Raw genomic sequence first — 15,255 nt, forward strand, 5'->3', positions numbered from 1 at the left:
GCTTACAGCAGGTCGGGCGAATCCTATTCGCCGCGACATGCTGTAGAGTAAGAACCGTCAGTCCTTGGCGAAGTGGATGCTGACGGTTCCGGAACCACCGAAATCGGCGACGATCGTGTCGCCGGGTCGCGCCTCGACGGGCCGCACGAAGGACCCCGAGAGAACAACCTCGCCCGCCGCGATCGATATGCCATAGCGGGCGAGCCGGTCCGCCAGCCAGGCGACGCCCATGGCCGGATGGTTGAGAACGCCGGCACCGAGCCCGGTCTCCTCGACCTCGGCATTGCGCGAGACGATGGCGCCGATCCAGCGCATGTCGGCTTCATCGGGCCGCTGCGGCCGGCCGCCGATGACGATGCCGGCATTGGCGGCATTGTCTGATATCGTATCGAAGAAGGTCCGCGCCTTCTTCGTCTCGGCATTGACCCGCTCGATGCGCGTGTCGAGGATTTCCATCGCCGGGGTGATGTAGTCGGTGGCGTTGAGCACGTCGAAGATTGTCACGCCGGGACCTTTCAGCGGCGCCTTCATGACAAAGGCGATTTCGGCCTCGACGCGCGGCTGGATGAAGCGGCCGGCGGGAATGGTCGCGCCGTCGCTGAAGAACATGTCGTCGAAGAGCACGCCCGAATCCGGCGTGTCGATGGCCAGCGCATATTGCATCGCCTTGGAGGTCAGGCCGATCTTCCAGCCTTTAGGCTTCAGCCCGGAATCGATCTTGCGCGCCACCAGCGCTGCCTGGACGCGATAGGCGTCCTCCATCGTCGCTTCGGGAAAATCGAGGCTGAGCAGCCGAATCTGGCGGCGCGCCCGCTCGGCTTCGAACAGGCGGTTGGCGGCGTCTTCGACTTGCTCCGGTGTCATGGCGTAGCCTCGTCGGCGACGCCATTTCGCAGCACACCGATACCGTCGGCTTCCACTTCGATCACGTCGCCCGGCTTAAGCCAGACCGGCGGCTCGAAACGGGCGCCGGCGCCGGTCGGCGTCCCGGTGACGATGATGTCGCCCGGCACCAGCGTGGTGAAGGTCGAGATGTAGTTGATGATCTTGCGGAAGGAAAATATCATCCGGCTGGTGCGGTCTTGCTGGCGCACCTCGCCGTTGACGCGCGTGGTCAGCGCGATGTCGGCGATCTGCGCCTCGTCTGTGAACGGCACCAGCCAAGGGCCGATCGAGCCGGTACGGTCGAAATTCTTGCCTTGCGTGACGTTGAACTTGGCATGCCGCACCCAGTCGCGGATGGTGCCCTCGTTGCACAGCGACAGCGCCGCGATATGACCGAGCGCATCGGCTTCGGCGATGCGTCGCCCGCCCTTGCCGATGACGATGACGATCTCGCCCTCGTAGTCGAGCTGTGGCGATTCCGGCGGTCGCACCAGCGGCGCGCCATGGCCGACGAAGGAACTGGCAAGGCGGATGAACAGCGAGGGGTTCGAAGGCGCTGCCTGGCCGTCCTTGTACTCCTCATTACGGTCGGGGAAATTGACGCCGACGCAGATGATCTTTCCCGGTGAGGGAATAGGGATGTCGTAGGCAATGGCGTCGAGCGGGAAATCGGCGGCGAGGGTATCCGCCTCTTCCGCCAGCCGCCGCAAGGCGCCGGCCTCGATCACCTCGCGGAGCGTCGGCCATTGGCTGTGGCGGGCGGAGAGGTCGATGACGCCCTTGCCGGTGACCGCGCCGTAGCGCGTCTTGCCGTCGACGGTGAAGGTGGCGAGCCGGGCATTCATGCGGCCACCCCGTCATCTGTGTTGTTCCATGCTGGCCAGGCCGGAGTTCTACGGGCGACACGGAACGCTGACATCAAATCAAAATCCCTAGGGCGCCACAATCGGCGATGCCGCCAGACCCGGCTGGCGCACCTCTGCACCCGCAAAAACACTGCCTTCCTCGAACCAGCTTTTCGGCGCCGGCGCGCCCCACAGTGTCTGGCGCTGCGGGTCCTTGAGGTCCCATTTGATCGGCTCGAGGTCGGGATCGACCGTCTGGTAGTCCGAGCAATAGATCTCGATGCGGTGATTGTCGGGGTCGCGGACATAGAGGAAGAACGCGTTGGAAATGCCGTGCCGGCCGGGTCCGCGCTCGATGTTCGGCAGATACCCGGTCGTCGCCATCAGGTCGAGCAGATCGATGATGTTGAGCGGCGTCGGCACCCAGAAAGCGACGTGGTGCAGGCGCGGGCCGACGCCGTTGGTGAAGGCGATGTCGTGCACGCCGCCCTTGCGGTGTGTCCACGCCGCCCACAACTTTCCGCTGCCGGCATCCTCGGTGTATTCGGTCACGCGGAAGCCGAGCTCGTTGTAGAAGGCGACGGACTCATCGACGTCAGGCGAAAAGCAATTGAAGTGGTCGATGCGCAGCGGCTTCACGCCCTTGTAGAGCGCATATTTCTGGTGGATCGGGGGCAGCCGCTCCATCGTCGCGTAGAACTCCAGCGGAATGCCGTGCGGGTCACGCGTGCGGAAGGTGCGCGACTGGTAGGGCCGTTCGACCCGTTCGACCGGCAGGCCTTTGCCCTTGAAGAAGTGCTCGGCCTTGTCGAGGTCTTCGTCGGAATACACCTTGAAGCCGAGGTCGCGCGCTTCGGCCGTGGCGGCCTTCTTCAGCACGATGCAGTGATGGCCACGCTCCTCCATGGCCCTGAGGTAGATGGCGCCCGATGTCTCGTCGGTGACCTGCAGGCCGAGCGTGTCGACATAGAAGGCGCGGGATTTCGCTAGGTCGGTCACCGCCAGTTCGACATGGCTGAGGCGCACGATGTTGAAGGCCGGGTAGAGGTTGGGCTTGGGCAAGGGCATCTGGTTTCCTCCGGTCAGCCGCCGAGTTTCTGGATCGCGTGCGCTGACGTGGCAAAGGCGATGTTCTTCGTCTCCATGTAGAAATCGAAGGAATGGTCGCCGCCATCGCGGCCGATGCCGGAGTTCTTGACGCCGCCGAACGGCGTCGGCAGATGGCGTACATTCTCCGAGTTGACCCAGATCATGCCGGCATCCAGCGCATCGGTGAAGCGGAAGGCGCGGGTGACGTCCGATGTCCAGAGATAACCGGTCAGGCCGTATTGCGTGTCGTTGGCCAGCGCCAGCGCTTCCCCCTCGTCCTCGAAGGCGATCGCGGTCAGCACCGGCCCGAAAATCTCTTCCTGGGCGATGCGCATCCTGTTGGTGGCGCCGATGAACAGCGTCGGGCTGACATAGCAGCCGCCGCCCGGGCCGGCGAACTTGCCGCCGCCGGCGGCGACCACGGCACCTTCCGATTTGCCGATCTCGATATAGGACAGCACCTTTTCCTCATGCACCGGATGGATCAGCGGCCCGACCACGGTTCTCGGATCGAGCGGATGGCCTATTCTGATGCTCTTGGCCTTCTCCGCCACCAGCTCGGTGAACCGGTCATAGACCGAGGCTTCCACCAGCAGCCGCGACGATGAGGTGCAGCGTTCGCCGTTGAGCGAGTAGATCATGAACACCGCCGCATCCGCCGCGCGTTCCAGGTCGGCGTCGGCGAAGACGATCACCGGGTTCTTGCCGCCGAGCTCGAAATGCACGCGCTTCAGTGTGTCGGCGCCCTGTTTCATGATCATCGAGCCGGTGCGGCTTTCGCCGACGAAGCCGATCGCCTTGATATCGGGATGCTCGGTCAGCGCCTTGCCGGCATGTTCGCCCAAGCCGTTGACCAGGTTCCACACACCCTTCGGCAGGCCGGCCTCCTCGGCGATCTCGACCAGCAGCCGCGCGCTCAGCGGCGAGAATTCAGCCGGCTTATGAACCACGGTGCAGCCCGCGGCCAGCGCCGGCGCGATCTTCCAGGTCGACAGCATGAACGGCGTGTTCCAGGGCGTGATGATGCCGACTGGCCCGATCGGCACACGCGTCGTCATGTTGACCTGGCTCGTGGTCCGCAGCGTCTCGCCGTCGCGCGCTTCCGGCGCGCGGTCGGCGAAGAAGCGGAAGTTTTCGGCGCCGCGCAATGCGGCCTTGGCCATGAACTTCAGCGCCTGGCCGGTGTCCATGCACTCGACGAAGGCGATCTCCTCGGCGCGCGCCTCGATCGCATCGGCGATTTTGTGCAGCAGCTTCCTGCGCGCCTCGCCCGGCATGGCGGCCCAGGCCGGGAATGCCGCCTTGGCCGCCTTGGCCGCTCGGTCGATGTCGGCGGTGCTGCCGCGCGCGACCCTGGCCAGCGGCTGCAGATCGACCGGTGACAGCGTCTCGAAAGTCGAGCCGTCGGCGGCAAGCACCGCTTCGCCGCCAATCTGGTTCAGCACGCCATCACGCTTGAAGCGGGCGAGGTAGGCTTCCGCCTTTTTCAGATTGCCTTCGAGGTCGGACATGTCGGTCTTCCGTCACTTGCCGCGCAGCCGCGGGTGGATTGCATTCTTCTTCCAGCTCAGCACCGGATCGATCTCCCTGATCTCCAGCGACAGGGCGAAATGCGGGTTCTCGAACAGCGTGGCCAGGTATTGGCTCACCGCAGTGAATACGGCCTCGCCGGTTTGTTTCTTGTCCTCGGCGCTGCGGCCGGTACCGATGCGAAACGACATATCGAGAAAGGCGTTTTCCGGCAGGCGATCGGCAATGGCGTAGGCGTCAGCGCGAAAAGCCCGCACCCGCACCGCGCCGGTTTCGAACAGCCCGGTGTCGAGCACCGTGCGCAACACCAGCGCGCACAATTCATTCATGTCGACCTTGGCATCGAGATTGGCCGAATACTCGATGGAGAAGTGCGGCACCGCGTTTCGTTCCTGTTTATCGCATTGTTGTAGTTAACGCGTTAATTACACGACGTACCCCCAAAGTCAAGTCTTGCATTGGGCTGGAGGCGACGATACGGGATGGAAAGGTCGGGTTTTGACATTGGCCCATGTGGGGTCAAGACTCGCTGACCACCGCATTATTGGGGGCGCTGCTTCTTGCTGCCGGAAAACACTCGTCGCTCCTTGCCGATGGCGCTGCTTCATGCCCGTGAAGCGGTAATGGGACGGTTTCGCCCGATGCTTGCCGCGCATGATGTGACCGAACAGCAATGGCGCGTGCTGCGCGTGCTGAGCGAAGCCGGCCCGGTCGAGGCGACCGAGCTTGCCGATCGCGCCTCGGTGCTGCCGCCCAGCCTGACCCGCATCATCAAGGCGCTCGAGGGGCGGAAGTTCATCACCCGCAACAAGGCGGAAGGCGACGGCCGCCGCGTCGTGCTGACCATCGCGCCGGCGGGCTCCGCGTTGATCGATGCGCTGTCGCCCGAGAGGCGTGTCATCTACGACGACATCGAGAAGCGCTTCGGCCACGAGCGGCTGGAGCAATTGCTCGATCTCCTGGAGAGCCTGATCGACGGCGAGAGCTGAGCACTCGGCGGCCAGGGCCGTTCGCTACGGCTCAGCCGCCAAAACTGCCTAGCCGCGTTGGCTGCGTATAATTGCGGTCGACATAGAGCAGCGCCGAGCCGCCGCTGCCGTGCCGCACATCGATGACGCGGCCGATCATGACATTGTGCGTGCCGACGAGGTGCACGGTCTCGATCTCGCAATCGAAGTTGACGATCGCGTCCGACAATGCCGGCGTGCCCGAGGCCAGTGTCTGCCAGCGCGCAGCCTCGTAACGGGCTTCCATGTCCCTGGTCGCGCCGGCGAACTTTCCGGCCAGATGCAGGTGGTCATGCGTCAGCACGTTGACGCAAAAGCGGCGGTTGGCGAGGAACATCGCCGCCTGCGTCGAACGCCCGTTCATGCACACCAGCAGCGTCGGCGGCTCGTCTGAGACGCTGCACATGGCGGTGGCGGTGAAGCCGCCGCGTCCCGCCGGCCCATCGGTGGTGATGATGTTGACCGGCGCGCAGACCCTTGCCATGGCGTCGCGGAAATCGGTCTTCGAAATCTGCGCGGCCATGGCCGTCACCCAGCCGTCGAGCCGAGTGGCGGCAGCCACGTGTCGCCTGTCCAGCCATGCTCGTCATAGTCGGCCATGCAGGTGTCGACCAACTCTTCCATCGCCTTCAGCCTGCCGCCGCGCTCGGCGCCCTTCAGCACCTGCAGCCGCACCTCTTCCGGCGCGCCGGCATAGTTGAGCTCATAGAGCGCGTGGCGGCCGCCGAACTCGGTGCCGGTCGCGTCCCACAACAGCTTCATGATCTTGATGCGCTCGATATGGCCCATGTCGTTGGAGCCGCGCACATATTGGGCGAGGTATTTGTCGATCTCGGGGTTGTTGAAGTCGCGCACCGAAGACGGCAGATAGATCAGCCCCGAGGCGATCACCCGGCGCACCGTATCGATGACGCGCGGATAGGCCTCCGACATGAAGGTGCGGTAGGCCAGTGCCGCGTCGAGATTGGGCAGCACCGCGCCGTTCGCCCACGGGATCGGGTTGTAGGCCATGGCATTGGAGAAACTCCAGAACATGTGCCTGAGCGCGATCACTTCGCCCAGTGCCGCCTGGTTGCCGCGAAAGGCGTCGCCACCGGTGGCGCGCAGCGCCTTGGCCAGCAGCCCGGCAAGGAAGTCGAGCTTGACGGCGAAGCGCGTGCAGCCCTGGAAACAATAGCCATGCATGAATCCCGATGCCGGATGGAAGGACAGGATTTTCTGCGCGTCGCGCAGCACCAGCACGTCCTCCCAGGGGATGAAGACGTTGTCGAGCACCAGGATCGCGTCGTTCTCGTCGAAGCGCGACGACAAGGGATAGTCGAAGGGTGCCGCCACCGTATTGGCCGTCTGCTCATAGGAGACGCGGCAGAACATCTTTATCCCTGGCGCGTTCATCGGCACGATGAACATCACCGACAGCGATGGATCCTCGGTGACCGTCGCGGAGCCCTGTGCCAGGAAATTGTAATGCGTCAACGCTGAGGACGTCGCCACCACCTTGGCGCCGGACACGAAGATGCCGGCATCCGTCTCCTTGGTGATGTGGACGAAGACGTCCTTCACCTGTTCGGCCGGCTTGTGGCGGTCGATCGGCGGGTTGACGATGGCGTGGTTCATGAACAGCACCGCTTCTTGGGCACGTTTGTGCCAGGCCAGCGCATTGTCCTTGAACGGTCCGTACCAGTCGGCATTGGCGCCAAGCGTGTTCATCAGCGCCGCCTTGTAGTCGGGCGTGCGCCCCATCCAGCCGTAGGACATGCGCGACCACTCGGCGATCGCCGTCTGCTGGGCCGCGAGTTCGCCGGAGGATTTGGCGACGCGGAAATATTTGTGGGTGTAGCCGCCCGACCCGGTGTCGGTCGGCGATGTCAGCGTCTCACGACGCTTGCCGTCATGCAGCGCATCGTACAGCCGCGCCAGCGACCGCGCCGAATTGCGCATGGCGGGGTGCGCGGTGACGTCGACTATGCGTTCGCCGTTGATATAGACCTCGCGTCCGTCGCGTAGGCTCTCCAGATATTCGGCCCCGGTAAACGGGCGCGCTTTGTCCGCGCGAAAATCTTCTGACCGCATGATGCTCCTCCACTGGTACCGCGACACTAGCGCCTCCGCAGGGGATCGGGTATGGACGGAACGGCAAAACCGATTGGACTTTTTCCGGCACCATGAGCCAGAATTCCATTCCCGATTTCTTCGTCTACGGCGAACCCGTTCGGCCGCTCGATGTCGGCTTCCTGCATGTCGAGACAGTGCTTGCACGCAGCAACATTCACCTTGGCCAGGTTGCCGCGCACAAACATCCGCAGATGGGTCAGATCACCTACTGGACCGGCGGCTCCGGCACCTATCGCATCGAGGACAGATCCTGGGACTTTTCGGCGCCTGCCGTCAGTTTCGTGCCGAGCACTATCGTGCATGGTTTTTCGATCGGGCCAGGCACCGACGCCATCGTGGTCTCGGTCGCCGACGATGCGCTCGCCACGCTTGCCGGCCACAGCCTGCTGCCGCTGGACCGGCCTGTCTTCGCCGACGGCCTCCCGCAACACGCCGCATGGCGGAGACTGGCAACGGTGCTGGACATGATCGCCGCCGAATACGCCGAGGCGCAGGCGGGCAGCGACAGGGTCCTGCCGGCGCTGATCGCCGTCGCACTTTCCCACATCGCGCGTCTCGCGCCTGCAAGAGTTGCCGCCACAGCGTCTTCCGATGCGACGCTGGCCTTTGGCTTGCGCCGGCTTGTCGATGCCCATTTCCGCGAAAACTGGCCGGTCGACCGCTACGTCGAAGCCCTCGCCACGACGCCGCATTTGCTCGACAAGGCCGCCCACGCGGTGTTGGGCAGCGGCGTCAAGCGGGTGGTCGGCGACCGCCGGCTGCTGGAGGCCAAGCGGCTGCTGCTGTTCACCGTGCGCACGGTCGAGGACATCGCCTACGAAATCGGCTTCGACGACCCGGCCTATTTCTCACGCTTCTTCCGCGAGCGGATAGGCGAGGCCCCAGCCGCCTGGCGGCGGAGGCAGTTGCGGAACGGGTGATCACCGGATGCGGCCTTGCAGCCCGCATCCGGTCGGGTTAGCGCCCCTGCTGCTGGCGCGCTTCCCTTTTCTTGCGCCATGGCGCGTTCGCCTCCCAGTCGCCGGCCATGATGCAGCCATAAGGCAGCACTTCGTCGACGATCTCCGCCAGGCCGAAATGCTCGATCTGGCGGCGCATCGATGCCGCGTTCTTGTAGGCGCTCGGCAGCTCCGAAATATCCGTCACGCCGGAGAAGAAACGGGCATCGATGCCCTTCGTCTCCTGCGCGAAGATATCGGCGACGCTGCGTCCCGCCTGCATGCGCTTGTGCTGGGTGCGCGAGAAATTGCGCCCGGCGCCGTGCGGCGAGAAGCCAAGTCCATGCGCCGCGTTCTTGCCGCGCGCGATCAGCACCGGCTCCGCCATGTTGAGCGGGATCAGCGTCAGATCGGTGGCGTCGTCGGCCCAGTTGTCGAACGCCGGTGTGGCGCCCTTGCCGTGGTAGAACAACCCATCCGAGCGGCGGAAGACGAAGTTGTGCTCGTTCCAGAACCGGTCCGACACCTTCGCCGCCAGACGCTCAGCCGCCATATCGTGGATGAGCATATGGTTGCCCTTGGTCCATTCGCGGATCGTCTGCAGGGCGTCCCAATACTCATCGCCTTCCCGCGTGTCGGCAGGAATCCAGGCGTTCTGCGGCAAGGTTTCCGGCGACAGCGTCTTGCGCACGCCCTCGGCGATCCTCATCCCCTTGCTATAGAGCCGCGCGCCAGGCGAGCGCGAGCCGTGATGGGTGACCAGCGCCGTCTCGCCGCTCGACTTCAGCGTGCCGACATAGGCGAAATGGTTGCCGTCGCCCTGCGTGCCGAAATGCTCGATCGCGGCACTGGTCAGGTCACGCAGCAAGGGGTTGGCCTCGAAACGCTCGAAGACCTCCTTGGCCGGTCGGATCTGCTGGCCGCGCGGACGCCCGCCCGGTCCGAAATGGGTGACCCCATGCACGGCATCGAGCAGCGCTGCCGGCGCTACGCCGGCAAATACCGAGATCGCCATCGAGCAGCAGATGTCGGCCGAATGCATGCCGGGATGGATGCCTTCGGACACGGCGACGCCGCCGACCGGAATGGTGCCCGACGGCCCCGCCGGGCAGGCGTCCGGCATGATGGCGCCGGCACGGACCACCGGCGTGCGCATCAATTCGGTCATGCTGCGCGCGACCGCTTCGACATTGGCAGCCTCATCGGGCGTTTCGGCCTCAATGTTGAGGTGCAGCGGCATTGAGGAAGCCGCATGCCGCGGCATGGCCGGCGGCGGCGCGAAACCGCGCGCGGCCTCCAGCGCATCGCCATGCGACCCGCCGCCCTCCAGCACCGCATTGGCGGCGGCCAGCGCCTTGCCGAACCACTTGCCCTGCGGCATGCCGGCGTCGATCAAATCCTGTCCACTCAAAATCTCGGTCATGTCCTTCACTTTCGATACAGCACTGCACGTTGCGGACGGACGACAAGGGAATGCGAAACATTTTTCCGCCACTTCGCGAGATGCGAAGGAGGGACACGAACCCTCACGCCTTTCGGCACCCGCTCCCTTGCTTGACGCAATTGGAGCGAGCTGCGTCTACCTGTAGTCTCGCAGGCATTCGTCCTTATTCGGTCTGGCGACAAGTGTCGGCAAGACAAACTGAGCTACTTTCCGTCCGGTGGGATGGAAGGGATGGCTTGAACATCCGACCTTCCGCCGCTTTCGCCGCGGATGCTCTATCCTGTAGTCCTGCCTGCATTCGCCATTCATTCTCTTCTCTGCGGCGGGCGACAAGTCGAAGCGAGAAACCGATCGATCAACCGATCGACGGGGCGGATTCGAACCGCCAGTGACCCATGTATTCCCGCAGGCATTCGCCCATTCAATCGGCTGGCGACAAGGATCGGCAAGACGGTGACTGCGCCACCTCGCTCCGAGGAGCGAGAGAGTGATTTGAACACCCGACCTCCCGTCCTTCGACGGGCGCGCTACCTGTAGTCCTGCCTGCATTCGCCATTCTGTTCGCTCGCCGCGGCGACAAGGGATGATGAAACCCGGGAGTCCCGCTCGTGCCAGAGAGCGCCGCCAAGGTGAGGAGTCGAACCTCACGGAGCATCCCATTCTTTGGAGCTGTAGTTCCATCCGGCATTCGCCGCGGCTTTGTTCGGGTGTGACGACAAGATTCTATGAAAACTGCCTTTCTGCTCTGCCGACTGAGCTACGGAGCCGATTGGCAGCCCCGGCGGGACTCGAACCTGCGACCCGAAAGTTAGGATGTAGTTCCACAGGCATTCGTCACGCCGTCTGTTCAGTTCCTTTCCTATTCAGTTGCGGCCGAAACCGCGTAAAGCCCGTCGGGCATGACGACAAGGTTTGATGAAACGTCCCGCTCTATCCGCTGAGCTACGGGTCCATAGTGGCGGACCCGACGGGATTCGAACCCGCGACCTGGAGGTGAACAGCCTGTAGTTCCATCGGCATTCGTCATGCCCCGTTTTTGTTTCGGTAGTCCCGGCGGACGCGCCGCCGGGACCGTTTTCAGAGTTCGATCGCCTCGATCGTGCGCACCCAATGGTCCGGGTCGCCGCTCGAGAACAGCATCGTCCCGACCACGTCGAAGACGCGGTCGGAGAAGCCACCGACATTCAGGATGTCGGCCTGCGACTTGGCCTGCCCTTGGGCCTGCGTCGTCGTGTACGGCTGGATGTCGATGCAGACCAGCTTGGCTGCCGGGTTCAACCCCTTCAACTTCTGCCATTCCTGCATCGTCCCCGTCCCCTGATGCGCATGCGCCGAGGCATCCACCCAGGACTGGTTGTCCGACACGAACACGACAAGGTCGACCTTGGCCTTCTCGCGCACCAGCTGTGCCAGCGGAGCCGAACAGTTGGTTCCGCCACCACCGATGGCGGCAAGCTTGGCGGCGTTGGTCATCACTGTATCGCGAGCGTTGAGGCGGATATCCACCACATTGTTCTCGAACGGCAGCACCCTGGCCGTCGCGTTGCGCCGCAGCATCGCGGCGGCCACCAGGGCAGCCACATCGATGCAGCGCACGGCCGACGTCGCGCCCTTGCGGTAGCCGGTGACGGGCGAGCTCATCGAGCCCGAAACGTCTGGACACACCACCACGTTGCCCTTGACCTCGGGCACGTTGCCGAGCGCGATTTCCATCGCATCCTGCAGCGCGTCCCGAACCACGCCAGGCACTTTCGCATCGGCCACAGTGAACGCCACCATGAGCTGATACGGGAACACCCGGGCGCGCCGGATTGCCTCCGGGTCACGCAGACGCGCCGCCAGTGTTTCCGCGAACCCATCCACTTCGAACACGCCATTGCGAGCAAAAGTGTTCAGGTTCTGCCGCAGCATCTGCCATCCGGCCGTCCCGGCGATCTGCACCCAATGCTGGCGCGAAAGCGGCATCGAGGTCAGCATCTGGAACGGCACTTCGGGTACAGGCAGCGACGGATCGCGCTTGAACGCCTCGAAGGCTTTCACCACCTCCGGCAAGGCCGCGACATCATGCGGCTTGCCAAGGAGGTAGCCGTAAAGCGCCTCACGCGAGGCCGACTTCGGCTTCGGGTGAACCATCTTGACGACATCGGCCAGCGACGGATCGTTGCCGACCGCGGCCCGCATGATCTCGAAGTCGGCTGCCTGCTCGAGCCACGCCTGGACAAGGCGCTTCGGCCGCGTGCCGAGCGACTTGCGCCCGGTGGCGCCCGAACGCATGACCTGCACGAAATTGCGCAGCATCTTGCCATTCCGCACGATCCGCCCGAAAGCCCGGTTGAACTCGTCGCCCTGCATCGAGGAGAGAACGGCCAGCAACAGCGCCGGCATGTCCTTCATGTAGCCCTGCTCGAAAGCGCGGACGGCGGTGCGGGCCAGGAACCCCGGCTCGACCTGCCAGGCGAGCTTCAGCACCTCGTCCAGCTGTTCGCGCGGCTCGGTATAGAAGGTCGCATTGAACGTTCCCGTCGCCGCCAGCTGCGCCAGGGCCTGTTCGGGCGACAGGCGGTAGGCCCGGGCGCCCTCATGGTTCCTGGCATCAGCCGGCGGGAGCAGCTTTCCTGCAATCGTCGCAAACACGGATTTGTTCGCCATTGATCTCATCCTTCATTTCACACCGGTAGCATTACAAGCGGCGTGCCAGTTTGGACGGCAAGCAGGTGGAAGTTCGCAGCGCTCCGGTTAACACATTGATTTATTTATGAAAGAAAAATGCCGCTGAAAATCATTGCCTCTGGCATCGCGCAAGCCGGTGCCTGTATAGTGATCCAAAAATCTCGTTTCTTATAGAATTGGATAAAATGAGAAGACGTGTCGCCATAGGAATCCTCGGCACCACGCTTGATGCCGACGGCAGGGCCGACCGCTGGAAGAAGTGGCGGCCGACGGTGGCGCTGTGCCAGCAGCCGGGCCTGTTCATCGACAGGCTCGAACTCATTCACGACGCGCATTCGCAGCGACTGGCCACGCAGATCATCACTGACATAGAGCAAGTCTCGCCGGCAACCGAGGTCAGGCCGCACATCATCGGCATGAAGGATCCATGGGACTTCAGCGAGGTCTATACCGGCCTGCGCGATTTCGCCCGTGGCTATATGTTCGATCCCGAGAAGGAAGACTATCTCGTCAACATCACCACAGGCACGCACGTTGCGCAGATTTGCTGGTTCCTGCTCACCGAGGCGCATTTCATCCCGGCGCGCCTGCTGCAGCTTTCGCCACGCAAACACGGGACCGATGCCGATGTGTCGGGCAGCCACTCGATCATCGATCTCGACCTGTCCCGCTATGACGCGATCGCCACGCGCTTCGCCGCCGAACGCGACGAGGCGACGTCGTTCCTGAAATCGGGCATCGCCACCCGCAATCCGGCTTTCAACCAGATGATCGACCAGATCGAGAAGGTGACGATCCGCTCACGCGCGCCTGTCCTGCTCACCGGCCCGACAGGAGCGGGCAAGTCGCAGCTCGCGCGCCGCATCTACGAACTCAAGAAGGCGCAGCGGCAGGTTTCCGGCGCCTTCATCGAGGTCAATTGCGCGACATTGCGCGGCGACCAGGCGATGTCGACCCTATTCGGCCACGTCAAAGGCGCTTTCACCGGCGCCCAGAACGAGCGTGCCGGACTGATGAAGTCGGCAAACAAAGGGGTGCTGTTCCTCGACGAGATCGGCGAGCTTGGTCTCGATGAACAAGCCATGTGCCTGCGCGCCATCGAGGAAAAGCGCTTCCTGCCAGTCGGCGCCGACCAGGACGTGATGTCGGATTTCCAGCTTCTCGCCGGCACCAATCGCGATCTGTCGATCGGCGTGAAGGAGGGCAAGTTCCGCGAGGATTTGTTCGCACGGCTGAACCTGTGGACCTTTCAGCTGCCGGCGCTGCGCGACCGCAAGGAAGATATCGAGCCTAACCTAGACTTCGAGCTGCGCCGCTTCAGTGAACGCGAGGGCCAGAACGTCACTTTCAACAAGGAGGCGCGGGATCTCTACCTGAAATTCGCCATCGCGCCGGAGGCGATGTGGCGTGCCAATTTCCGCGATCTGTCGGCATCCATCACCCGCATGGCGACGTTGGCGCCGCTCGGCCGCATCAACGAGGAGACGGTGCGCGACGAGATCGACCGGCTGACTTTACTCTGGCGTGCTGGGGATGCCGGCGATCGCGATGCCATCCTGGTGGAGGTTTTGGGTGTCGAACGGCAACGCCGGATCGATATGTTCGATCGGCCACAGCTTGCCACCGTGCTCGAGGTCTGCCGCGACAGCAATTCGATCAGCGCCGCCGGGCGAAAACTGTTCGCCGTTTCGCGACTGCAAAAGACCAGCGGCAACGATGCCGACCGGCTGCGCAAATATCTCAAGCGGTTCGACTTGAGCTTCGAGGACATCGTCCGGAAATGATGGACGTCCTCGTCGGCTGCCGACGGGTTCATCCATGGCGAATGGAAGTCACAAGGTCCGGTGGCTTGCCTTGGCCACCTTTTCGTGAAGATGCGCGGGTTGATCCGAGGGCCTGCTTGCCTAGGTAGAGAGGGCGGCCGGGCGCCACGCAATCTCAACAATCGGTATGACATTTTCCAGTATTCGAAAGCTTGCCCTTTCTGGCCTCATCGTCGTCGTCCAGTCCTCCTGCGTCGTTCCCGACGACACGTCGCGCATCGCCGAGGTTGATCCCACGGCGGCGGCGGCTCGCAAGGAGATGGTCGGCCTCAGCGAAGCCGACGTTCGAATGTGCGCGGGGTTTCCGACCGCCACCGCGGATGTCGGCCAGTCCGGGCAGATCTGGACCTATAAGCGCATCGTCCAGCGCGGCAATCTCAGCGTCGTCGTTCCTGCCTTGGCCTTGGGGGCGATCCCCACGGTCGGCGGTTCCGTCAATGTCGCTCCCGGCGGTTACTGCGACACGCAGGTTCGCATGGTCGATGGCCGCGTTGCCGAAGTTGCCTATGCCGGCGACAACAATCTGCCGAACAGGCGCGACGCGCTTTGTGTCAGCACCGTGGATGCTTGCGTGGCCTATGCCCGCCAACACAGGCCGGCGGCCAAATAGCGGGCGGCGGTGGCCGGGACGAGCGAACCCGCGCCATCCCTATACCAAACGGCTGATCGAGGCCGTGCCGGTGCCGGATCCCGCGCAGCGCAGAAGCCGTTTCGCCCGCCTCGATCAGGAAATCCCCAGCGCCACCCGCCGGATCGGCGAGGCGCCGCTGAAACTGGCGTTGAGCGATGTGGGCAACGGCCATCTCGTCGCCGCCGAGGGCTGAGGCTGCCCGGGACGTAGCTCAAACAAGCTCGGCGTGCGGCCGGCCGCGCTTCACATGTTCATGTCCCGTCCTGAGTCTCCTCTGG

13 protein-coding genes and 1 pseudogene are annotated in these 15,255 nt (G+C 63.8%); 5 read left to right on the plus strand and 9 right to left on the minus strand.

Features of this window, described 5'->3' with window-relative positions; translation table 11 throughout:
* Positions 1–57: 57 nt before the first annotated feature.
* The 5 genes from hpaH to C7I87_RS05165 all read right to left on the minus strand — a co-directional run bounded on the left by hpaH (position 58) and on the right by C7I87_RS05165 (position 4,729).
* On the minus strand, positions 58–864 hold the full coding sequence (gene hpaH / locus C7I87_RS05145) for a 2-oxo-hept-4-ene-1,7-dioate hydratase (protein ID WP_149903194.1): 807 nt from the start codon (positions 862–864) through the stop codon (positions 58–60).
* Positions 861–1,730 carry a fumarylacetoacetate hydrolase family protein gene (locus C7I87_RS05150; RefSeq protein ID WP_149903195.1) on the minus strand — a complete coding sequence of 290 codons (870 nt, stop codon included), beginning with the start codon at positions 1,728–1,730 and terminating at the stop codon, positions 861–863. Before C7I87_RS05150 ends, hpaH begins: the two co-directional genes overlap by 4 nt.
* Before the next feature lie 87 nt (positions 1,731–1,817).
* Positions 1,818–2,798, minus strand: a complete 981-nt coding sequence (gene hpaD, locus C7I87_RS05155; protein WP_149903196.1) for a 3,4-dihydroxyphenylacetate 2,3-dioxygenase — start codon at positions 2,796–2,798, stop codon at positions 1,818–1,820.
* 14 nt (positions 2,799–2,812) lie between these two features.
* Entirely contained in the window at positions 2,813–4,330 is a 1,518-nt protein-coding gene (hpaE, locus tag C7I87_RS05160) for a 5-carboxymethyl-2-hydroxymuconate semialdehyde dehydrogenase (protein ID WP_149903197.1), read from the minus strand.
* Positions 4,331–4,342: 12 nt separating this feature from the next.
* A complete protein-coding gene (locus C7I87_RS05165) occupies positions 4,343–4,729 on the minus strand; it encodes a 5-carboxymethyl-2-hydroxymuconate Delta-isomerase (RefSeq protein ID WP_149903198.1) in 387 nt (128 codons plus the stop codon).
* Between the two features lie 213 nt (positions 4,730–4,942).
* Here C7I87_RS05165 and hpaR point away from each other — a divergent pair, with 213 nt between their 5' ends.
* Positions 4,943–5,338: a homoprotocatechuate degradation operon regulator HpaR gene (gene hpaR, locus C7I87_RS05170; RefSeq protein ID WP_246696191.1), complete on the plus strand. Its 396-nt coding sequence runs from the start codon at positions 4,943–4,945 to the stop codon at positions 5,336–5,338.
* Positions 5,339–5,369: 31 nt separating this feature from the next.
* On the opposite strand, the gene C7I87_RS05175 is transcribed toward hpaR, so the two are convergent.
* Complete coding sequence (locus C7I87_RS05175; RefSeq protein WP_149903250.1) at positions 5,370–5,879, minus strand: flavin reductase; 510 nt, start codon at positions 5,877–5,879, stop codon at positions 5,370–5,372.
* A 5-nt stretch (positions 5,880–5,884) separates the two neighbouring features.
* Entirely contained in the window at positions 5,885–7,429 is a 1,545-nt protein-coding gene (locus tag C7I87_RS05180; protein ID WP_149903200.1) for a 4-hydroxyphenylacetate 3-hydroxylase N-terminal domain-containing protein, read from the minus strand.
* 92 nt (positions 7,430–7,521) lie between these two features.
* Here C7I87_RS05180 and C7I87_RS05185 point away from each other — a divergent pair, with 92 nt between their 5' ends.
* The gene (locus tag C7I87_RS05185; RefSeq protein WP_149903201.1) at positions 7,522–8,391 is read left to right on the plus strand and encodes a helix-turn-helix domain-containing protein; all 870 of its coding nucleotides are present in this window, start codon (positions 7,522–7,524) and stop codon (positions 8,389–8,391) included.
* Between the two features lie 37 nt (positions 8,392–8,428).
* Here the strand turns inward: C7I87_RS05185 and C7I87_RS05190 are convergent, their stop codons facing one another.
* Complete coding sequence (locus C7I87_RS05190; RefSeq protein ID WP_188393733.1) at positions 8,429–9,832, minus strand: RtcB family protein; 1,404 nt, start codon at positions 9,830–9,832, stop codon at positions 8,429–8,431.
* A gap of 1,098 nt (positions 9,833–10,930) precedes the next feature.
* Complete coding sequence (locus C7I87_RS05195; protein WP_149903202.1) at positions 10,931–12,502, minus strand: vWA domain-containing protein; 1,572 nt, start codon at positions 12,500–12,502, stop codon at positions 10,931–10,933.
* A 206-nt stretch (positions 12,503–12,708) separates the two neighbouring features.
* Here C7I87_RS05195 and rtcR point away from each other — a divergent pair, with 206 nt between their 5' ends.
* From rtcR to C7I87_RS05210, 3 genes and pseudogenes are all read left to right on the plus strand, one after another.
* A complete protein-coding gene (gene rtcR / locus C7I87_RS05200; protein ID WP_149903203.1) occupies positions 12,709–14,307 on the plus strand; it encodes an RNA repair transcriptional activator RtcR in 1,599 nt (532 codons plus the stop codon).
* Between the two features lie 166 nt (positions 14,308–14,473).
* A complete protein-coding gene (locus tag C7I87_RS05205) occupies positions 14,474–14,956 on the plus strand; it encodes a hypothetical protein (RefSeq protein ID WP_149903204.1) in 483 nt (160 codons plus the stop codon).
* Between the two features lie 22 nt (positions 14,957–14,978).
* Positions 14,979–15,170 (plus strand): annotated as a pseudogene (locus C7I87_RS05210) (ABC transporter ATP-binding protein); the annotation flags it as partial.
* Positions 15,171–15,255 lie beyond the last annotated feature (85 nt).

The sequence above is a fragment of the Mesorhizobium sp. SARCC-RB16n genome (assembly GCF_008520305.1).
In the GTDB taxonomy this organism is placed as follows: Bacteria; Pseudomonadota; Alphaproteobacteria; order Rhizobiales; family Rhizobiaceae; genus Mesorhizobium.